The sequence below is a fragment of the Photorhabdus namnaonensis genome (genome assembly GCF_001684335.1).
Classification (GTDB): Bacteria; Pseudomonadota; Gammaproteobacteria; order Enterobacterales; family Enterobacteriaceae; genus Photorhabdus; species Photorhabdus namnaonensis.
In genome coordinates this window covers 1-22401 of sequence record NZ_LOIC01000070.1, presented here as the reverse complement: position 1 = coordinate 22401, position 22401 = coordinate 1, and the positions used below count along the sequence as shown (strand labels likewise).

Sequence of the window (22401 nt, the reverse complement as noted above, 5' to 3'; positions counted from 1 at the left end):
GGCATTCATTACAGGATGGTGATGAAGTGGCCTTTTTCCCGCCAGTGACTGGGGGATGATCAATGCTGGGGAATGATCAATGAACAACACCCGCATTTTCGTTGGGCCGGAAAATTTCAATGTAGGGGATGAATATCAATGGCTTGCTCAATGTGATGAAGATGGCGCTATCGTCACTTTCACTGGTAAAGTCCGCAATCATAATTTGGGAGATAATGTCGGTGCGCTGAGATTGGAACATTATCCGGGAATGACGGAAAAAACGTTACAGTGTATTGTCACCGAAGCACGCAGTCGCTGGCCGTTGCGGCGAATCAGTATTATCCATCGGATTGGTACGCTGGATCCGGGTGATGAGATTGTGTTTGTGGGTGTCACCGGCGTTCATCGTCATATGGCTTTTGAAGCGGCTGAATTTATTATGGATTATTTGAAAACACAGGCGCCTTTCTGGAAAAAAGAGTTTTTGCCTGATGGTGAACGTTGGGTTGAATCCCGTGAGAGCGATCAGGAAGCCGCGAGACGCTGGTCATGAAAGTATTTGCGAGATTTTGCGAAGCGCTTCGAAAATGGATTGATTAAAAAGAGTTCTATATGAGTAATTATTGAATAGTTAATTGTTTTGTTTATATTCTATGATAATGTATAAAACTTGAGTGGGTTGTTGATACTGAACAACCTGGATTTTTGAATATTGTTATAAAAGGTAAGCTTCATGGATCGATATCCACGCTCTAATGGTTCGATAATCCAGCAAGCTGGAACCGGCCTGCAAACTTATATGGCCCAGGTTTATGGCTGGATGACTTGTGGCCTGTTGTTAACCGCGTTTGTGGCTTGGTATGTGTCACAAAATCAGGATCTTGTTGAATATATTTTCTCAAACTCAATACTATTCTATGGGTTGATTATTGCTCAGTTTGGGTTGGTTTTTGTCCTCTCTGGCATGATTAACCGCATGGGGGCTTCATTAGCCACAGGGCTGTTTATGCTCTATTCAGCGCTGACCGGCTTAACGCTTTCCAGTATTTTCGTTGCCTATACTATTGGCTCCATTGCCAGCACGTTTGTCGTGACGGCGGGGATGTTTGGCGCGCTGAGTTTTTACGGCTATACCACCAAACGTAGCCTGAGCGGCCTTGGTAGCTTCTTGTTTATGGGGCTGATCGGCATCATTTTGGCTTCTCTGATTAACTTATGGTTAAAGAGTGAAGCGTTGACGTGGGCGATAACCTACATTGGTGTCGTTATCTTTGCGGGCTTAACCGCTTATGACACTCAGAAGCTGAAAGAGATGGGTGAAGATCTGGATGTGAATGACAAGGAGAATTTGCGTAAATTCTCGATTGTCGGCGCACTGACACTGTATCTAGACTTTATCAACATGTTCTTGATGTTATTGCGTATTTTTGGCGATCGCCGCTAATTGATATTTTCAGTGTAGCTAAAGTAACTTTAGCTACACTGAGTTTTAGGCTTATTTTCTAATAACAAAGAATTATATTGCTTTATTGATCTAAAAATTCAAAATTATATTTTTATGAATTGTGCTGGCGCTTATATTAAAAAAGTATTTATGGAATTAATAATATCTGAATAACAGGTGTAGTTATTTTTCATACCGAGTGATTCTTTTAAACTGGTTTAGCAGTTGATGGTGAGAAATATCTATGAAGCATGTCTTGAATGCGGATTAACTCCACGTAATTCATATTTAACCTCAGCTCTGTTTAAAAATATCGATATCACAATCCCGTAAATTCAAGCTCGGTTTTTTTAGGTTGGAATGTATAAGCAATTTTAGACATACCTGAGGATCTCCACTATTTTGTTTTCTTTAGCAAAAGCTTTGATCGTGTCTCAGGCGCTTAATTCCCTTCTTAAGCAAATCTCAGGTTATTTACTGAGACATTATTACTTCAAATATAATAATATTTTGTTATTATTAAATAAGTAGTGTAATTATATGGTTAATATGAATTTTATATAAATTATTTATGATTAATTGATTTTTGATTCATGGTAATATAAATTGCTACAAAGGGAAGGTTTATTGTATAGGAGCCATGATTCACGATATTCTTACAAGAGAATTCAATGAGGTTTATTATATGAATAATAATAAATTTATAAATTACAAGAAAATTATTAACATCTCAGAAAGTGATTGGGAAAATGCAGAAAATAATAAGATATCAGGTTTAGATGTAAAGGTATCTGGTATAAATTATATGACAGACCAATATGGCCGAGAGTTTCATCATTTCTGTACTACATCATATCTTGGTCTGGATTATCATAAAGATATATTAAATGGTGCTATAGACGCGATAAAAGAAACTGGGTCACTTCGTATACCTAACTCGAAGAATAGGTGTAAACTTTCCATCTTGGAAGATTATGAACGGGAATTGTCAGCGTTATTTAATGCCGAATGTTTAAGTACATTATCATGTAGTTCTGCAAGTTCAGGTATATTGCCTTTGCTTGCATCGGGTGTTTTCACTGGAAACGTAAACCCTGTGATGGTATTTGACAAATATTCTCATTATTCTATGAATCATTTAAAACCATCATGTGCTGATGAAACAGAGGTGATAACAGCCCCACATAACGATATGGGTTATCTTGAAGATATATGTAAAATACATAAGAAAGTGGTTTATGTAGCAGATGGTGTATATAGTATGGGAGGTGTTGCTGACATAAGTTCAATAATGTATTTAAAAGAGCGATATGGGTTATTCACCTACTTGGATGATTCACATGCTTTATCTGCTATAGGAGATAAAGGCTGTGGATATGTAAGGTCACATATTAAGGAGCTGGATGAGGACTCCATTATCGTTGCTTCTTTGGCTAAATCATTTGCAGCCAGTGGTGGTTTAGTCATGTTGGGTAGTCGTAATCAAAAGAAACTCATTCATCGCTATGGTGGCCCGAGTAATTGGTCTCAGAGCTTAAATTCAGCGGCAATAGGAGCTGGAAGAGCTTCAATTAGGATACATTACAAGCCTGAGCTTAAAGATCTTCAGGAAAAATTGAAAAAAAATATACAATTATTTGACAGTTTAATAACTACAGATCAATTTGGCAGTTCGACTGCAATACGATTAATTCAATGTGGTGATGCTTCGTTGGCAAATAAAACGGCTGCATTTCTAGCTGAAAATGGCTTTTTTACATCGTCAGTTTTTTTCCCTGTCGTTCCTCAAGGGCGGGCTGCAATTAGAGTGACTCTCAGGGCTGATATGGATAGTGATTTAATTAAACGATTTTGTTATTTAATTACTGATTTCTTAAGAGAGTCCTTATATCAAGAGAGTGCCACTTTAAACTCCCTAATAAGTGTAGCGTAAAGAAGACAATTTTATTGTGGGGAGGGGATAAAAATCTCATACCCCATATTAAATCTTCTTATTAAAATTATTTTCCAAGTGTACAAGACAATTATCGGTTAATAAAAATGAAAAAAAATTTATTATTAATACCATGTATATCCATTTTTATAGCCCAACTTGGTATGACCATGTATCTCCCTGCTGTACCTGAAATCGCGTCAGACTTACACTTAAATATAAACCATACTTCATGGATGCTTTCATCATACTTAATTGGAATGGCTTCATTGATGCTGGTGTGGGGCGGAATATGTGATATTTGGGGGGGGAAGAAATCAATGTTTTTTGCTCTTATTATATTATTTGCATGTAGTGTTGGTGTGACGCTATCAACTAATATTTATTCTTTGATTTTAATTAGGTTCTTTCAGGGTGTTGGCGCTGGTGGAGTTTCTGTTATTGCCCGATCAATTTTGCGTGATAATTTTAGAGGAGATGAGTTGGCAAAAGCATTATCTTACTTATCTATAGCATTTGTCATTTCTTTGGGTATTGGGCAATCGATAGGTTCTGTTATACTGACTATTCTGGGATGGAAATCTATATTTTATGTTTTGGCTTTTGGAGCATTAATCTCCATGCTGTTGTTATCAGCAAAAAAATATAATCATAGTAAAAATGAAAAAATTTCAGTATATAAATATATCAATTTGTTAAAAAATAAATATTATATATATGCGGTTTTCATTGGTGGAATTGGCTATGGTGCAATTATATCATTCAATATTATGGCTCCATTGATTTTTAAGTTTAATTTTGGTTGGTCGGAAAGCCAATATGGTATTATAGGCATTCCAATCAGTATGTCTTATTTACTTGGAGCGATAATTTTAAATCGATACATAGTATATTGCGGTAGAGCTAATCTCATGAAAATAGGAATAATTTTAATTCTTATTGGTGGTGTGGTTATGTTTGTTGGGAGTATTGTGGGGGGCATTCTGGAGATAATACTATATAGTGCTTATTTCTTAGTTGTTCTTGGACAAGCGATAAACTACCCGATCAGTTTATCTATTGCCTCAGATAAAACACCTGTAACAGGTTCTTCTGTGATGGCATTAATTGGTTTTATTCATCAAATCATAGCCGCGTTTGTTGGTGGTATAACTGGCCTTTTTTCATATAAAGAATCTTATATTCTGCCTTTAACGATAATAGTGTTATCATCATTTTTACTATTTCTGTTTTATAAAGTTAATAAAAAATCTGAGAAATGATCATTGTCATGTATACCCAATGGATTTCAAGATGGATCGCGACGGCAAGGGAGCGAATCCCCGGGAGTATAGATAACGATGTGACCGGGGTGAGAGAGCGCAGCCAACAAAGAGGCAACTTGAAGGATGACGGGTATATAAGCTAAAGTCTGGTTTCTCCTTGATATCAGCCCAATTGGCTCAATTGGTTAATATCTGTATAAAAATACGCTGACTTTTCGTAGCCTTACAGGTGTCTACCACCGATATTTTGGTGGTAGGTTATATATTTCATTTCTATTCTTTGACTTAAGCAATCTTCCGTCTAAATAACCAATAAGCAAGATTACCGGTTGTGGCGGTAATGGCCAAAAGAGGCCATAGACTTCTCCAGATAACCGTGAAATCGGCATCTTTGAGATAAATTTGCTTGGTGATGTCGTTAAAGTGCCAGATAGGATTAAGCCAGGTGATCTCTTGTAACCATCCGGGCATATTTTCAACCGGAGAAATATAACCGGAGATTAAGATAGCGGGCATGATAAAGACAAATACGCCAATAAACGCCTGTTGCTGAGTGTAGCAAAGGGAAGAGATTAACAGGCCAAATCCCACCAGCGATAAACTGTATATCAACATAGCGCAGTAAAACAGCGTGAGTGAACCAGAAAAGGGGATTTGATAGCAGAAGATGCCAATAGCGAGCACCAAAGTTGCCTGAAAGGTAGCGACAATCACAGCGGGAACCGCTTTGCCAATGAAAATCTGCCAGGTGGTCATGGGTGAAACCAGTAACTGGTCCAGCGTTCCCTGTTCCCTTTCACGCGCAATCGATAGCGCGGTGACCGTCAATATCCCAACCGTGGTAATCAGCGCCACCAAAGAGGGGACGACAAACCATTTATAATCCAGGTTAGGGTTATACCAGTTGCGGATCACCAACTCGCTATTATTGGCTTTCGGCAAGTTACCCGTCAGCTCCTGTTGATAGTTAAGGACAATTTCTTGGATATAGCCCGCTGCGATTTGAGCGCTGTTAGAATTGCGTCCATCCAGCAATACCTGGAGGGAAACCGGGTCATGGCTGGCAATCTTAGCGCTGAAATCTTGTGGGAAGCGTACCAATAATAAGGCTTTTTGGTGATCGATTACTGGCTGAATTTCTTGTGAATGGTTCAGCAATAGCACGTCAGGAAATGCTTTTGATTTTGCCAGCCGTTGGGTGAGTTCAATAGAGGCTTTGCCTTTGTCTTCATCAAAAATAGCAATAGTCGCGTTGGTTACATCAAGAGTTGCTGATAGTGGAAATAAGATCATCTGGAAGATAACCGGCATGACCAAGATGGCCCGTGTTTGCGGATCTCTGAGTAGAGACTGCAATTCTTTAATAATCAGGGTGTAAAGACGATAAAACATGCTAACTCCTTCTTAATCCAGACGCCGCTGGGTTTTCCATGCAGTCAGGCCAATAAACACAATAGCGGAGGCGATCAGTAATAATAGATTTATCATCAATACCGTGCTGATATTTCCAGCCAGAAAGAGCGTCTGCAAGCTACTGACAAAATAACGAGCCGGGATGAAATAGGTTGCTACCTGAATAAAGGCGGGCATGCTGTTTATTTCAAAGATGAAGCCGGAAAGCATAATCGCAGGCAGAAAGGCGACATTCAACGCGATCATTGCGGCATTAAATTGATTGCGTGTCACCGTAGAGATCAAAAGCCCGATACCAAGAGCGGTAGCTAGGTAGAGGCTAGTGATCGCAGACAATATCCACAGCGAGCCTCGGTAGGGTACATCTAGCACGAATACGGCCACCAGCATACAGAGTAGCATGGAGAATGATCCAAGCACTTGATAAGGCAGGAGTTTAGAAAGTAGTAATTCGGTACGGGTAATTTGCGTAGAAAGCAGGGCTTCCATCGTACCGCGTTCCCATTCACGAGCGACTACCAATGACGTCAGGATGGCGCCAACTACGGTAATGATAATGGTTATTGCGCCGGGAATGATGAAATGCTGGCTAATTGTTGCCGGATTGAACCAGTAACGGACCTGCATATCAATCAATGGATGAGCCGTGTTTCCCTGATCTTGCCCTCTTTGTTGTAGCCAAATTTGCCATACGCCTTTGGCGTAATTTTGTACAAAACTTGCGGTATTGGGTTCACTGCCGTCAGTAATAACCTGAATTTGTGCTTTACCATCAGGGCGGGCAAGTTGCGTATCGAAATTAACAGGAATGACAACCAGTCCACGTATTTCTCCTGATTGCATCATATTAATTAATTGCTGACGATTATCACTGATTTTGGGTTCAATATAGGGCGAACCGGTAAAAGCCTGTATCAACTCACGAGCATCTTTACTTTGTTGTTCTACCAGAATACCAAGACGGACGGTGCTGGAATCGAGATTAATGCCGTAGCCAAAAATAAACAGCAGAATCAATGGAATGACAATAGAAATTAATCCGCTGGTGGGATCACGTAAGATCTGTTTGGTCTCTTTTACACAAAGTGCTTTCAGTCGCCGCCAGGAGAAGCGGACAGCTTGCTGTGGAGCATGTTGCTTTGGGCTATTCATTGTGGCTCCTCATCATAATTAATGACCAGATCAATAAATGCCTGTTCCATTGATGGGTCAGGATTTTCATCGGTAGCAACCAATTGCTTCAAATCATCTGGTGTTCCGGCGGCAATCAATTTACCGCGAAATACCAGCCCTATTCGGTCACAATATTCAGCTTCATCCATAAAGTGAGTAGTCACCATAACGGTGACGCCTTTATCTACCATGCCGTTGATATGTAGCCAGAATTCGCGTCGTATCTGTGGATCAACGCCAGAAGTCGGCTCGTCCAGAAACAGAATGTCTGGCTCATGCATCAATGAGCAGGAGAGGGCAAGGCGCTGTTTATATCCCAGAGGCAATTCATCGGTGGTTTGATGTAAAACCGATTTGAGATTGAAAGCGTCGATCATGCCGTCAATTTTCTCTTTCTGTTTGCGTCCTTGCAGACCGTAAATGCCGGAAAAGAATTTTAGGTTCTGTTCAACCGTCAGGTTGCCGTACAGAGAAAATTTCTGCGCCATATAACCCAAATGTTGGCGAGCTTTCCCGGAGCTGGTTTTCAGATCCATTCCCAATACCAGTGCCTTACCGCTAGTGGGCACCATAAGCCCGCACATCATTTTAAATGTGGTGGATTTACCGGCTCCGTTTGGGCCAAGCAGACCAAAGATTTCTCCGCGTTTCACCTGAAAATCAACATGGTCAGTGGCAGCGAAATCGCCAAATTTCTTGGTTAAATCCTGTGCTTCAATCACTGTTTCTGTCGGGTTAGCTGCGATTCGCGGCATGATTTCCGCCAATTCTGAACGACGGGTAGAGCCGCCGCCGAGTAAATCGATAAAAGCATCTTCAAAGCGAGGGGCGGCTTGAATGATTTCAGCCTCTGGGAGTTCAAGCCGGTTAAGCAATTCTTGCGGGGAGACATCAGGTTTGAGAATAAGGCGAACATATTTCCCCTGAATCACGCCATCGGTGACTTGTGGCAAGGTAAGAGCGTGTTGCAGTGTTTTTCTACGGGAATCCTGTTTGGTATCAAGCAAAAAAGAACGTCCGAACATCTTTTGAGTCAATTTTTGCGGCTGCCCGTGGTGGAGCAATTTTCCTTGATTAAGTAACAGGACATCGCGACACTGTTCAGCTTCATCCAGATAAGAAGTGCTCCAGAGGATGAGCATGCCATCATCTGCCAGCTCGTGAACCATGCGCCAAAGTTCGCGGCGGGCGATTGGGTCAACGCCAACGCCGGGTTCGTCCAGTAGCAGAACTTTGGGTTTGCCAAGCAAAGTACAGGCCAGCCCCAGTTTTTGCTTCATTCCGCCTGAAAGTTTGCCCGCCAGTCGCCCGGTAAAACGGGTCAGATCGGTAAACGTGAGTAATTGCTCATAGGTTTTTTTACGTTCATCACCGAGTACACCGCGCAGATCCGCATACAAATTCAGATTTTCTAATACAGTGAGATCTTCATACAGGCCAAATTTCTGCGGCATATAACCCAGTTCAAAGCGCACTTGTACGCCATCTTTTATCGGATCAAGCCCCATTATTGCAATAGAACCATTATCGGGTTTCAGTAAGCCTGCTAACATGCGTATCAGTGTGGTTTTCCCCGCTCCATCCGGCCCGACAAGGCCGGTGACAGAGCCGCCGTAGATCTCGGCGGATAGGCTGGATATCGCAGGATGACTCAAGTTAGGAAAAGTTTTCTCGACTTTTGCCAACTTTATCGTATATGCAGCGCTGCTCATGACAGCCCCTTATTTGTCTGAATCAGAAAAATGCAGGGTAATTGGCATACCTTGACGCAGGGCCTCATCCGGGTCGGTGACAATAATGCGCAACCGATAGACTAGATCGGTACGCAGATCGGGGGTCTCTACATTTTTCGGCGTAAATTCGGCTGTGGGTGAAACAAAGCCAATTTTGCCGTGATAAGGTTTATCTTTGCGGCTGTCGGTATAGAGTAAAATTTCACGTCCGGGCGTTGCCTGTCCAAGATGGCTTTCACTGATATAGGCTCGAACCCAAACCGGGTCAGTCAGAGAAAGTGTAAACACCGTATTACCGGCTGCCAGTATGGTGCCAGGTTCAATGGCGCGGGTCAGGATAGTCCCCGGCGAGGGGGAAGTCAGTTGAGTGTCTTGTAAGTCCAATTCAGCCTGCGCGACAGCCGCTTCGGCTTGAGCAAACTGGCCTTTGGCTTCTGCAATTTCTTCTTTACGATAACCGGTTTCGAACTGGTTCAGTTTATCTTTTGCCGCTTGTAAAGCCGCTAACGCTTGGTTACGGTCAGTTTTAGCATCATCTAATTCGTTGGCTGAAATAACTTTGCTTTGCCACAAACCTTGTTGGCGTTTGAAGAAACTATCAGCGAAATGCCAGGCCGCCTCACGTTGTGCGACTTCCGAACGGACTTGGGCAATTTCTTCGGTGCGATAACCCTCTTCCATCATAGCTAAACGGGCTTTAGCGCTATCACGAGTGGCTTTCGCTTTATTAAGGGCGTTAATAAATGGCCCATTATCCAGTTGGCCGATCGCTTGATGAGCTGCAATGGTATCGCCTTCATCAACTTGCAGGCTGGCGAGTTTACCACCAACCCGGAAACTCAGATTAACAGTACGTATATCTACGTTGCCATAGAGAGTCAGAGTTTTATCATTTTTACCTTGATAATAGTAACTTCCTAAAATAGCGCCAAGAACAACGGCGACCACTAATATTGCCAGCGTGAATTTTTTGTTGTACATAATATTCCCTGTTATTTTATTTATTCGAATTCTGTTTTTTCAGTCCATTCAGTAATAAATCAATATGCTGGATAAGGATCTGATCAATCAATTTATATTCTTCGGGTCCAATATTATTCCAGCCAGTTTGACGTAATAAGGTTTCCCTTGCCATTCTGAAAGTGAGAATTTCTCCCATGAGCGCATGGGCATGCAACATGGTAGAGAGCTGATGTTCATCGGCGCCGATATAGCGGGCAATCAGTTTATTTAATCTACTGTGAAGAGGCATTAGTGCCTGCTCATGGATTAAGGTATAAGCATCCGTTGGGGCGAGTTGCTCTCTGGCCATTATTCGGCTGATATTGATACTCTCTTTTTCAATCATCAGACGATTAACGCCAAGAAACCCTTCGTGAATTAATCTCAATATATTTTCCGGCGCGCCTGTCGTTGATGATGAAAAAAAATCATCAATCTCTTTAAAAAGATGAGTGAACTCCTTCTTGATTGTATCAGTAATATACTGGGCGACTGCCTGATAAAGCCCCTCCTTAGATCCAAAATAGTAGGCTATGGCAGCAATGTTCTGTTGAGCGCGCAATGCGATTTCCCTAGTTGTTGCACCGGTCAGTCCTGATTTACCGAAAATTTCAAGGGCTGCTTCGAGTAACTGTTGTTTGGCTTGTTCGCCTCTGGCGGTTTGGGTGTTGTTGACTGACATGGACATGCATCCTGTTGCAAATAATCAAAAGACTTAAACAAAATATCAATCATGGGGTAACTCTATACTTATAGTAAATCAATGTAAATTGCATAAAAATGTTATGGATCATGAAAATTACCGGGTAAATAGCTGTAGTTTTAGTTGCACCATCAGAAAGTATATCTGATATAATAATTCAGATATGGCGCATTGCAGTTTGTGTTTTTTCCTTTGTGGTATTTACCACGTCTGATTTTCTTCCCATAAAACTGCCCCTGAATAGCGTTCAGGAATGGTGAAGTCTGGAGCATTTCTTATTTATGAGTTTTAAATCACTTGGCTTAAGTGCTGATATTTTGCGTGCCATTGAAGAACAAGGTTATTCGACGCCAACGCCAATCCAACAGCAGGCAATCCCTGTCGTATTAGCAGGTAAAGATTTATTAGCGAGTGCTCAAACAGGCACGGGTAAAACCGCGGGTTTTACCTTACCCATGCTGCAACGGTTAAATGATTCTTCTATTCAGGTGAAAGGGCGCCGACCGGTCAGAGCGTTAATCCTGACGCCGACCCGTGAATTGGCGGCTCAAGTGGGGGAAAATGTACGTGATTACAGTAAATACCTCAGATTGCGCTCTCTGGTTGTTTTTGGCGGTGTTAGCATTAACCCTCAGATGATGAAATTGCGGGGTGGGGTGGATATTTTGGTCGCAACGCCGGGCCGTTTACTGGATCTTGAACACCAGAATGCCGTTGATTTATCGCGGGTAGAGATTCTGGTATTGGATGAAGCTGACCGTATGCTGGATATGGGATTTATTCATGACATCCGCCGGGTGCTGAATAAATTACCGCCGAAACGGCAAAATTTGCTGTTTTCTGCGACCTTCTCTGACGATATCAAAAATTTAGCCAATAAGTTACTACATGATCCTGTTAGTGTTGAGGTTGCACGTCGTAACTCTGCTTCTGAACAGATTGAACAGTTTGTTCACTTTGTCGATAAAAAGCGTAAAGGGGAGCTGCTCTCTTTCTTGATCGGCAGCCGTAACTGGCGGCAAGTTTTGGTGTTTACCCGAACTAAACATGGCGCAAACCGTTTGGCGGAACAGTTAAATAAAGATGGCGTAACGGCTGCCGCTATTCATGGTAACAAAAGTCAGGGGGCGAGAACCCGAGCGTTGGCTGATTTTAAAGAGGGGCGCATCAGGGTATTAGTTGCGACAGATATTGCAGCTCGTGGTTTGGATATTGATCAACTGCCTTATGTAGTGAATTTTGAATTGCCCAATGTCGCCGAAGATTATGTCCACCGTATTGGTCGTACTGGGCGGGCAGACGCAACAGGACAAGCGCTTTCTCTGATTTGTGTTGATGAGCACAAATTATTGAAAGATATTGAACGTTTGTTAAAACGGGAGATTCCCCGTATGGCGATTCCTGGCTATGAGCCCGATCCCACCATCAAGGCCGAACCTATTCAGAATGGCCGTCAGGCACGTGACGATAATCGGCAGAAAAATAGCCATCGCCGTTCTGGGGCGCCTTCGCGTCAGCGTAACCGCAATCGTGACGCATCCCATAAATCGTCTAACGCCAGAGGTTAATTAATGCGGGTTTTACTGGCGCCGATGGAAGGTGTGCTGGACTCTTTGGTCAGGGAACTTCTGAGTGAAATCAATGAGTATGATCTGTGCATTACGGAGTTTTTACGAGTTGTCGATAGCTTATTGCCAGTAAAATCTTTTTATCGGCTTTGCCCTGAATTACGTAACCAAAGCCGGACGCCATCCGGCACATTGGTGCGGATTCAGCTTTTGGGGCAATATCCACAATGGCTAGCGGAAAATGCGGTACGAGCGATTGAATTAGGCTCCTATGGAGTTGATTTAAATTGCGGTTGCCCGTCAAAAACGGTCAATGGCAGCGGTGGCGGGGCAACGTTGCTAAAAGATCCTGAACTGATTTATCAGGGGGCGAAAGCGATACGTGAAGCGGTACCTGCTCATTTGCCTGTGACGGTTAAGGTTCGCTTGGGTTGGGATAGTGGCGATCGGCAATTCGAAATTGCTGATGCGGTACAACAGGCGGGCGCGACGGAAATTACGGTTCATGGGCGAACCAAAGAGGATGGTTACCAGGCGGAGCGTATTAACTGGCAAGCGATTGGTGAAATTCGCCAACGTCTTGCTATTCCGGTTATCGCTAATGGTGAGATTTGGGATTGGCAAAGCGCACAGGATTGCTTAAGTGTGACAGGTTGTGATGCTGTCATGATTGGGCGGGGGGCGCTTCACGTTCCTAATTTGAGCCGAGTGGTAAAATATCACGAACCAAAAATGTGCTGGCAGGGCGTTGTTCAACTATTGCAAAAATATATCCGGTTGGAAAAGCAGGGTGATACCGGGCAATATCATGTTGCCCGGATTAAACAGTGGCTTGGTTATTTGCGCAAAGAATATGAAGAGGCGACAACGCTGTTTGAGGAGATAAGAAAGTTAAAAACGTCTGTTGATATAGCGCATGTGATCTCTTTGGTATAACAGATGATTAAGAGCAATTTAAAACGTTTCTATTTATTTTGCTCTTCTTTGTTATGAAGAATGAACTTGGGCAGTGCTTAGGCAAAAGCACGCCCATGAATATGTAAGGCAGTTACTCTTTTTGAGAATTATTCTTATTCCACTCATCGCGAGTTATTTCCCATGTCTCCGAGAGCATTCTTCCGCTAACAAAATCTTTATTCTCTAGTCTTATTAACCGCATACCACTTTTAATTGATATTTTCTTTGAGGCAATATTGTCACTGGATTTAGGCGCTCTGAGGACTTTGCGATTTAGGGTATTAAACCAAAAATCGGTAACTACTTGGACTGCTTCGCTCATAAATCCATTTCCATGCCATTGTGGATCTAGCCAGAAACCTCTATTATTATTTTCTTGCTCATATAGCGATATCATTCCTATTATTATAGATGGCTCATCCTTATTTCTTATAGTCCAAAACCATGCATTTCCTTCTGCCATTGATGGTAGCGCAATATTATTTATATATTCCAGGGCGCCATTATCTGGGTAGGGCCAAGGGGTGTTTGCTGTAAGATAACGAACAATTTCCCACTTAGGAAAGATGTTTTGAATTTGTATATGATCCTCACTTTCTAAAGGAGATAATATTAATCTTTTGGTTTCTAGTATTTTTTGTGCCATTTTAGTTTCCTTTTGTAATGTTTTGTTTTATAAAAAAGTAGCAGAAGGTGTTAATTGAAATAATTAATTATTCTTCCTGTTTTGTTAGATGATAATGAACTTTACTACCATTGTGTGATGTTTTTGTCAAAAAAATTTTAACTGATGTGATAATGGTTACTATGAATGATTTTGGCAGAGGGATGACTGGCTAGCAATAAAGTGGAGCAATAAACGGGTCACGGTTAGCGGTTGAGTTTTTATCGAATGTTGATACGTTGGAAAAAGAAAGTTGAAGATAATGAATTTTTTTCGCCATGAATGGAACCTTTAATTAAGGTTCCATTTTGATTAAGTTATAAAAGGAGTCAATACGGTGAAATTAATAGATTTCATTTTCATCTTGAATAATAGATGATAAAAAGTTTTTAATATTGCGAGCTTGACCATCGTTAATCACAACAATATCGTAATTGGTCGGGGGATTAGAACGATCATTAACTACAGTAAAGCTCATGCCATACTCTTTGGCATAGGCATCAATGTGTTGAGATACGAGTTTTTCAATTAAACCTTGAGAAGGTTTTAAATCAGGTGCGGTAAAAGGCAAATCTGGAGTCAGTTGAGTGTAATTCTTATCCTTCACGACGGAGATAAAACCGTTAACGATTAAAGTTGATATTGGATAGAGAACTTTAATTTCTTCTAATCCTTTTACACTCCAGGCTAGGGTGACAATATCTTTACGATTATGGACTCGGAGAAAATCACTTTCATAACTAGACACTAATGCGCCATTAAAAACAGATTCACTATAGGCTGCAAAAACATCGTTACCGGCAGTTGGGGCAGCAAAGGAGGAAACATGAATACGAATATTATTATTTCCTTTATCAATATAACGTCTCTTTAAATACACACCGAGTGTGGAAGCTATTACACCGCCTAAACTGTGCCCGGTAAGAGTAATATTATGTACGCCTTCTTCCAGAGCAATTTTATCAATTGCTTCAACCAGTGATTTTCCATAACCAGCAGAGTTATTGCTCTTTATTTGGTTGACAATATAGTCTAAAGCTATATGGGTTCCTTTTGAAATTTTAGCCTCTTTGGGGGCTTTTGAATCCCAAATTGACCAGTTTTCAGTTGTGCCTACATTGAAATTCTCATCGAACCAGTTAACAGCAGACCATGATCCGCGAATAACAATTCGATAATCGTTTGGATTGTTGAGATCTTTTACAATGAATAAAACGTGATCATCTTTTTTATCTGCAACGCTCCTTTTATTATTAACATCAACACTACCGACACGAAAAACAGCAGGCCCCCAAACGATAGAGAATCTATTTGCTGTCGCTTTACTACTTGCTAATGCTTTTTGAATATTTTCTGAAACGATAACCGGTTCTGGTTGATACGTTACTATGCTTCCTGAGTTAATAATAAGTCCTAATGCGAGGTTTATTTTTTGATCTTCAAGAGAAATTGTCATTTTCATTTCCAATTTTTAATATGATGAATGCTGATCTGATATGTTAGCTTAAACATCAATGATCAATACTTTGGGTTTTTATTTAAATAACAGAGTCAAAGTTAATAATAATCTTTAAATCTGTTAAAGGAGAGTATATAATTTTTTAAACTTATTTTATTTAACAAAATAAATTATCTATTATGATCTTTAAAATAAACGATAAAAATTATGCTATGATTTTGTAAGATTATATTAACTATTGGGAATGATAACGGAAGGATGTAGCTCTATATTATCTATAGAAATAATTTAATTGGTGTCTGAAAAAGTGAGTGATAGTGAATTGCTGTGATTAGTGATAGGTAGGAAAGATAACTTATTGTAATGAATGGAACCTTTAATGAAGGCTCCATTTATATTAAATCAAATATATACATAATAAGATAAAGTTATGTAATATCGATTTTATCCTTGGTTAGAAATTTGAAGAGATCAGTGATACTTTCGGATAGGCTATCATTAACGACAACAATATCGTAATCAGTCGGTATATTTGAACTATCATCAATGGTGATGAAACTCATGCCATACTCTTTGGTATAGGCACGAATATGTTGATTGCCAATATTAACCAGTAAATCGTCAAACGACGCTATTGGTAATATTGGAATCTGTGAATTAATAGGGAGATCTGGGAAAATTTGCGTGTAATCCTTATCAAGGACAGAAGCAATAAGAGCATCAATTGATACACTTAACACTGGATAGATAGCTTTAACTTTCTCCAAATCTTTTATATTCCAGGCTAAGGGAACGACATCTATACTATTATGAATTCTCAGAAAATCACTTTTATAACCGGCTACTGATATATCATTGAAAATAGATTCAGAGTAGGATGCGAAAGCATCATTACCTGCGGTTGGGCCTGCAAAAGCACAAACATTCATCCGAATATTGTTGTTTCCTTTATCGAGATACCGTCTCTTTAGATATAAACCAATGGTGGAAGATAGTACGCCTCCCAAACTGTGTCCTGTGATAGTAATATTTTGTACCCCGTCTTTCAGGGCAATTTTATCAATGGCATCAGTGAGTGATTCTCCATAACCCGGAGGATTGTTGCTTTTCAATTGATTAAGAATATAGCCTAATGCCATGTCAGTGCCATAGGCTATTTTGGCATCTTCAGGTGATCTTGAATCCCATCGTGCCCAATCTTGAGTTTTACAGACAATAATATCTTCATTGAGCCAGTTAATATCGGACCATGAGCCCCGAATAACCACGCGATAGTCATTTGGGTCATGGCGATTTTGCGCAATGAATAGAACATGATCATCCTTTTTATCTATAACGCTTTTTTTCCCATCAACGTCATCAACGCGAAACACCGCGGGTCCCCAAATGATAGTGAATTTATTTGCTGTCGCTTTGCTGCTTTCCAATGATTTGTGGATATTTTCCGAAACAATGCCCGGTTCTGGTTTGCTAGTTGTTATACCTCCAGAGTTAATAACGAAGCTGAGCGCGAGATTTATTTTTTGATCTTCACGAGAAATAGTCATGTTTACTCCCTATTTTTTCACGTAATAAGTGTTAATATGAGGTATTGGTTTAAATATCAATATTTAATTTTTTACTCTTCCATTTAAACAAAAAAAGAGTTAAACTTAAAGTTAATAATAACTTTCAATTCTGTCAAATAATTACATAGATTTTTTGATATTACTTTATTTGACAAAAATATAAATTATTTATTTTGAAATTAAAAACAAACGATCAGGATTATATATTTAATAATCACATGTAAATATTATTGCTATCTTTTTGGATTATGTTTCCTACTTAATGGTATTAATATGTAAATAGTTTTGAGATTCTTTATGAATAATTTTATTGGGAATGGTTATAAGTCATTGATATTCAGGTGGAAGTGATTTGTTATTATATTTGAATGGTTTTCTTTTAATGTCGCCTTTGTAATAAGGCGACATTAAGTTTAGATAAAATATAGATCAAGTATAATTAATTTATACTGCGTTAATATTATCCTCAGGCAAAGGTATAAGTAAGAAATAAGCGACAATATCTTGGGATAGATTACTATTAATAACCACAATATCATCAATAGGTGGTTGAGTGCCGTCGTTAACTTCTACTAAATTCATGCCATATTGGTTGGCATAGGCTTTAATATGTTGAAAAACAACTTGCTTATTGAGATCTAATTTAAAAATAGGTGCCGTAAAAGATAAATCTGGCGTGAGTTTGGTGTAACCCTTATCTCTTACAAGAAGAACGATCTTTTTAAATCTGTCTATTAATTTCTCATCTAATTTAATTAATGGTTCATAGATAGTTGGAATTTTTGCTAATCCATCCAGGTTCCAGATGAGGGAAATGACATCTTTGTGATTATGGATTCTTAAAAAATGGCTCTTATAGCTGGTTGTTGACGTGTGGTTAAAAACATATTTAATGTAAGAGGCAAAAGCGTCATTGCCGGTATTTGGGCTGGCAAAAGAGCAAACATGAATACGGATATTGTTATTTCCCTTATTAAGATATAAACGTTTTAAATATAATCCAAGGGTAGAGGCGAGAATGCCACCCAAACTGTGTCCAGTGATGGTAATATTATGAATGCCTTTTTCCGCAGCAATTTTATTAATTGCTTCAATCAGTGATTCTCCATGACCAGGAATATTGTTACTTTTTACTTGATTAACAATATAGTCTAATGCTATGTGGGTTCCATAGGAGATTTTAGCGTCTTTAAACTCTTCCGGGATATTTTGATCCCAAAGTGACCAATTTACGGTTTCGTGTACAGCAAAGTTTTCAACCTGCCAGTTAACATCGGACCATGAGCCACGGATAACGATGCGATAATCATGGGGAATTTTGCGATTTTTTACAAGAAATAAAACGTGGTCGTCCTTATTATCTTTACTGTTTTTTCCATTATCAACACGGAAAATAGCAGGTCCCCAAATAATAGAGAATCTATTGGCAGTGACTTTGCTCTTTTCCAATGATGTTTGAATGTTTTCCGCAACCATAGTCGGTTCTGGTTTTTCGGTTATTATACTTCCTGCACCACTGATAAAGCTGAGCGCGAGATTTGTTCTTTGATCTTTAAGAGAAATAGTCATTTTTACTCTCCATTTTTATGATATAAATGTTGGTGTGGAATAGTATCTTAATCTTATTTTTAAATAAAAAATAGAGTCGAATTTTAATTTGATAATAATAATATTTAAATTTATAAATATATTTATTTTATTATTTAATGTAACTATGATTTATAAAAAATAATATTAACTGAGGGTGAGGAATGAAATTAATAAATGGAGTTTTGAAATATAATGATACGAAAATTATTTGATTGGGGGTTATTTGGCGGTTGAAGAATATATCTATTTGTTTATACCCGTTATCCTTCAAGTTGCCTCTTTGTTGGCTGCACTCGCTCACCCCGGTCACATAGTTATCTATGCTCCCGGGGATTCACTCCCTTGCCGCCGCGATGCATCTTGAAATCCATAGGGTATATGCTAAATAATTAAAGGGCATAGAGTGGATATGCCCTATGGTATTTAATTATTTTTCAAGTGGTAGGGTGTTATTTTCTGCTCCCCACTCAGCCCATGAGCCATCATATAAATAAACATCTTTTTTACCGATGATGTCTAAACCTAGCACCAAAACGGCAGCGGTCATACCCGATCCACAATTGGCGATAATAGATTTGGTTAAATCTACATCTTGCTGATGGAAAATATCTGTTATTTCACTTGCTGATTTAAAGTGACCATTTTCTACTAACATAGTCCACGGAACATTTCTGCTACCCGGAATACGACCCATTTTTAAGCCGGGGCGTGGTTCTGGCGCTTTAGCTTGAAAACGGTCCGCTGCTCTGGCATCGACAATTTGGGTCCGTTGATCGTTGAGAGAATCCAGAATATGTTCCAGCGATTTCACTTTGTCGGCGTCGAAATCGGCATTAAAGATTTGGGGATTGCGTTTCACTTCACCTGATTCTGTTGGCAATCCTGTCTGTTGCCAACCTTGTAAACCGCCAGCAAGAATACGGACGTTACGGCTACCGAAGATCTTAAATGTCCACCATGCGCGAGGGGCAGAGAACATGTTGCCTTGGTCATAAATCACGACGAGATGATTTTCACTAATGCCCATTGCGCCAACAGCCTGACTAAAAGTTTGCGGATCGGGCAGCATATGAGGCAATCCACTTTGATGATTGGCAACTTTGTCTAAATCAAAAAATTGGGCGCCGGGAATATGGGTATCCAGCCAAAGTTTATGGCAATCAATTTGTTGAGGCGGCGGTGGGGCGGTTACATCAAGGATGACAATATTCTCATCATCAAGATGATCTTTTAACCATTGTGGAGTGACAAAGTATGCATTATTCATGAGGTCCCTCACTTAATACGAAGATGAATTAGATACAAGGATAAAATAAGTGTTACAGCCCGCTATTGTTGTTGTATCGGTGCTGTAATGGTTTCTTGCTGTTGACTGGCTGGTGATTCTATCGGTGTGGTTGAGCGGGTATACATATTAAGACCCGCTAAGAATACGCCGCCAATTGAACCAAATGCAAAGATAGCGATGAAAATGATAAGGAGCTTTTTCATTATTGTTCTCAGGTGTTGTAGAAAGTAGAAAGTATATAGCGTTCTGAATAGCTGGCAAGGTGCTCGCCAATTTCACAAACGAGTTGATTGTCGCCTCGACATGAAGCTGATTTCATTTCTGCTCTGTGGGACAATAGCACTCCGGTTGTATGTTAGAGAATTCAATGGCACTTTCTAATTCAATAAAAAATCAGATAAGTCAGTGGTATAAAGCATTACCTCAACATATTGATGGTTTTATTTCTCGTGCTCCGCAGCGACAGATGATTGCCGAAGTTGCAAAAACGCTGGCGGATCAGGAAGGTCGTCATTTGGTTATTGAGGCGCCAACGGGCATCGGTAAAACCCTTTCTTACCTGCTACCTGGCATTGCTATCAGCAGAGCGGAAAGTAAGCCATTGGTTGTCAGTACGGCAAATGTCGCTTTACAAGATCAGATTTACAGTAAAGACCTGCCACTGTTGCGCAAAATTATTCCTGATCTGAAATTTACCGGTGCTTTTGGTCGCGGTCGTTATGTTTGCCCACGCAATCTTGAAGCTATTTGTGCAACCGATAGCGAACAGCTCGATCTTATGTTTTTGGTTGAGGACAAAACAGAACTTGCTAATAGTGAAGAGAGGGAATTGTGTCGTCGGTTGCGTAGTGATTACACAACCTTTGCTTGGGATGGATTGCGTGATCACCATAAACTGGCTTTGTCCGATGCTTTGTGGGGGAAAGTGAGCACGGATAAAGCAAATTGTCTGGGGCGTAACTGTCACTATTATCATCGTTGCCCATTTTTTATTGCTCGCCGTGAGATCGAAAATGTCGATGTGGTGGTGGCTAACCATGCATTAGTGATGGCGGCTTTGGAAAGTGAATCGGTACTGCCTGATGCTAAAAATCTGCTATTGGTACTCGATGAAGGGCACCATATACCGGATGTCGCCAGGGATTCTTTGGAAGTTGAGGGGGAAATCACCCTGTTTCAACTTAATGGTCAATTAGATACTTTTGCTCGTCATGTTGAGCAATATCTGGTGCAATTCCATCCGGCAAAGCCACCACGCCTAGCTAATGCTAGTCGCCTGAATGAACACTGTGAAAAACTACGGGAATGCTTTAGAGAGCTTGCCACTATCACTCAGGCGCTTTTGCCTGAAAAGAATGAAGTCGATGAGTATCTGTTTGAGATGGGGAAATTGCCGGATAATTTGCTGCTTTGTTGTCAGCAATTATTTAAATTGACCGATGGTTTACGGGGATTAACAGAAGCGATACTGAATGATTTAACTGACCGGACGGCTAAACAGGATATTGTCAGGTTGCATCGATCTATTTTGCATACCAGCCGCGCGCTTGGATATTTTGAAAATATGGCTAAGCTGTGGCGTTTGGCAGCATTGGAAGAGTCATCCAGTGCGCCGATATCGAAATGGCTTAGACGCCGTGATGAGAAAAATCAGTCACATCTCTATTTCCATTGTGCCGGCATCAGAGTCAGTGAACAGCTTAATCAACTGCTTTGGCGTAGTATTCCTCATGTCGTCGTGACATCGGCAACGCTTTGTTCTCTGAATAGTTTTTCCCGTATTCAAGAGTTGACTGGGTTAACTGAAAAAGCAGGAGACCGTTTTGTCGCATTGTCATCACCTTTTGATCATATGCGGCAGGGCAGATTAGTTATTCCCAAAATGTCATTGGAGCCGACGCTTTACAATGAAGTCGCTCATTTGCAAGAAATGGCGTGTTATTTCAGGGCTCAATTGCTGAGGCGGCAACATAAAGGCATGTTGATTTTGTTCAGCAGTCAGAGGGCGATGGATATCTTTCTCTCTTATGTGACAGATTTACGCCTGATGTTACTTGTGCAAGGGGATCAGCCACGTTATCGGTTAGTGGAAACACATTGCCAGCGTATCAATGAAGGACAATGTAGTGTACTGATTGGATTGCAATCTTTTGCGGAAGGATTGGATTTAAAGGGGGATTATCTGTCCCAGGTTCACATTCAAAAAATCTCATTTCCGCCAGTGAATAATCCGGTCATTATCACTGAAAGCGAATGGTTGAAATCACTTAAACGTTATCATTTTGAAGTGCAGAGCTTACCAAGTGCTTCTTTTAACTTAATTCAGCAAGTAGGAAGGCTTATCCGCAGTCATGAATGCTATGGTGATGTGGTGATTTATGACAGGCGCTTACTGAGCAAAAGATATGGCCCAAGATTATTGCAGGCTTTGCCCGTTTTCCCCATTGAGCAGCCGGAAGTTCTTTCAGCGGCGGAAATTGGGCACATGAAAAAAGATAATTGAAACTCACACTTAGCGAAAGCAAGGCGATTTTTGTCATTATTGGCAATAACATAGCAGTATGAGATTGTTTTAGCAAAATCCGCCGTAAACCCTCGCCCAATGCGGGCGGTGATATAAGGCGAAAAGCCCGCAGGGCTTTCAGGTTATTAACCATCA

Annotated in this window: 19 protein-coding genes; 8 read left to right on the top strand and 11 right to left on the bottom strand. The window is 40.4% G+C overall.

Annotated elements, in window-relative coordinates:
- From Phpb_RS26825 to Phpb_RS11760, 5 genes are all read left to right on the top strand, one after another.
- A partial coding sequence (locus Phpb_RS26825) for a MoaD/ThiS family protein (RefSeq protein ID WP_240492541.1) occupies positions 1-59 on the top strand: 59 nt, incomplete at its 5' end.
- 20 nt (positions 60-79) lie between these two features.
- Positions 80-535: a molybdopterin synthase catalytic subunit MoaE gene (gene moaE, locus Phpb_RS11775; protein ID WP_065390503.1), complete on the top strand. Its 456-nt coding sequence runs from the start codon at positions 80-82 to the stop codon at positions 533-535.
- A 180-nt stretch (positions 536-715) separates the two neighbouring features.
- Positions 716-1426, top strand: coding sequence for a Bax inhibitor-1/YccA family protein (locus Phpb_RS11770; RefSeq protein ID WP_065390502.1), 711 nt, complete (start codon positions 716-718; stop codon positions 1424-1426).
- 685 nt (positions 1427-2111) lie between these two features.
- A complete protein-coding gene (locus Phpb_RS11765; protein WP_065390599.1) occupies positions 2112-3359 on the top strand; it encodes an 8-amino-7-oxononanoate synthase family protein in 1248 nt (415 codons plus the stop codon).
- Positions 3360-3466: 107 nt separating this feature from the next.
- On the top strand, positions 3467-4621 hold the full coding sequence (locus tag Phpb_RS11760) for an MFS transporter (protein ID WP_065390501.1): 1155 nt from the start codon (positions 3467-3469) through the stop codon (positions 4619-4621).
- Between the two features lie 288 nt (positions 4622-4909).
- Here Phpb_RS11760 and Phpb_RS11755 read toward each other — a convergent pair whose 3' ends face one another.
- Genes Phpb_RS11755 through Phpb_RS11735 form a run of 5 tightly spaced genes read right to left on the bottom strand, consistent with a single transcriptional unit; the run spans position 4910 to position 10627 of the window.
- Positions 4910-6016 carry an ABC transporter permease gene (locus Phpb_RS11755; RefSeq protein ID WP_065390500.1) on the bottom strand — a complete coding sequence of 369 codons (1107 nt, stop codon included), beginning with the start codon at positions 6014-6016 and terminating at the stop codon, positions 4910-4912.
- A 12-nt stretch (positions 6017-6028) separates the two neighbouring features.
- Positions 6029-7189, bottom strand: a complete 1161-nt coding sequence (locus Phpb_RS11750; protein ID WP_065390499.1) for an ABC transporter permease — start codon at positions 7187-7189, stop codon at positions 6029-6031.
- The gene (locus Phpb_RS11745) at positions 7186-8922 is read right to left on the bottom strand and encodes an ATP-binding cassette domain-containing protein (RefSeq protein ID WP_065390498.1); all 1737 of its coding nucleotides are present in this window, start codon (positions 8920-8922) and stop codon (positions 7186-7188) included. The genes Phpb_RS11750 and Phpb_RS11745 overlap by 4 nt, the downstream gene beginning before the upstream one ends.
- Positions 8923-8931: 9 nt before the next feature.
- Complete coding sequence (gene hlyD, locus Phpb_RS11740) at positions 8932-9924, bottom strand: secretion protein HlyD (protein ID WP_065390497.1); 993 nt, start codon at positions 9922-9924, stop codon at positions 8932-8934.
- Between the two features lie 16 nt (positions 9925-9940).
- Positions 9941-10627: a transcriptional regulator gene (locus tag Phpb_RS11735; RefSeq protein WP_065390496.1), complete on the bottom strand. Its 687-nt coding sequence runs from the start codon at positions 10625-10627 to the stop codon at positions 9941-9943.
- Positions 10628-10929: 302 nt separating this feature from the next.
- Between Phpb_RS11735 and rhlE the strand changes: the two genes are divergently transcribed.
- Positions 10930-12216: an ATP-dependent RNA helicase RhlE gene (gene rhlE / locus Phpb_RS11730; RefSeq protein WP_065390495.1), complete on the top strand. Its 1287-nt coding sequence runs from the start codon at positions 10930-10932 to the stop codon at positions 12214-12216.
- A gap of 3 nt (positions 12217-12219) precedes the next feature.
- Complete coding sequence (dusC, locus tag Phpb_RS11725) at positions 12220-13152, top strand: tRNA dihydrouridine(16) synthase DusC (RefSeq protein ID WP_065390494.1); 933 nt, start codon at positions 12220-12222, stop codon at positions 13150-13152.
- A gap of 112 nt (positions 13153-13264) precedes the next feature.
- Here dusC and Phpb_RS11720 read toward each other — a convergent pair whose 3' ends face one another.
- From Phpb_RS11720 to Phpb_RS26040, 6 genes are all read right to left on the bottom strand, one after another.
- A complete protein-coding gene (locus Phpb_RS11720; RefSeq protein ID WP_065390493.1) occupies positions 13265-13819 on the bottom strand; it encodes a GNAT family N-acetyltransferase in 555 nt (184 codons plus the stop codon).
- 361 nt (positions 13820-14180) lie between these two features.
- Positions 14181-15293: a lipase family protein gene (locus tag Phpb_RS11715; protein ID WP_065390492.1), complete on the bottom strand. Its 1113-nt coding sequence runs from the start codon at positions 15291-15293 to the stop codon at positions 14181-14183.
- A gap of 431 nt (positions 15294-15724) precedes the next feature.
- Positions 15725-16843 (bottom strand): lipase family protein, encoded by a 1119-nt coding sequence (locus Phpb_RS11710; protein WP_065390491.1) that lies wholly within the window; start codon positions 16841-16843, stop codon positions 15725-15727.
- A gap of 465 nt (positions 16844-17308) precedes the next feature.
- The gene (locus tag Phpb_RS11705) at positions 17309-18433 is read right to left on the bottom strand and encodes a lipase family protein (RefSeq protein ID WP_065390490.1); all 1125 of its coding nucleotides are present in this window, start codon (positions 18431-18433) and stop codon (positions 17309-17311) included.
- A 448-nt stretch (positions 18434-18881) separates the two neighbouring features.
- Entirely contained in the window at positions 18882-19721 is an 840-nt protein-coding gene (gene sseA, locus Phpb_RS11700; protein ID WP_065390489.1) for a 3-mercaptopyruvate sulfurtransferase, read from the bottom strand.
- A 62-nt stretch (positions 19722-19783) separates the two neighbouring features.
- A complete protein-coding gene (locus Phpb_RS26040; RefSeq protein ID WP_165603292.1) occupies positions 19784-19945 on the bottom strand; it encodes a hypothetical protein in 162 nt (53 codons plus the stop codon).
- Between the two features lie 164 nt (positions 19946-20109).
- Between Phpb_RS26040 and dinG the strand changes: the two genes are divergently transcribed.
- Complete coding sequence (dinG, locus tag Phpb_RS11695) at positions 20110-22245, top strand: ATP-dependent DNA helicase DinG (RefSeq protein WP_065390488.1); 2136 nt, start codon at positions 20110-20112, stop codon at positions 22243-22245.
- Positions 22246-22401 lie beyond the last annotated feature (156 nt).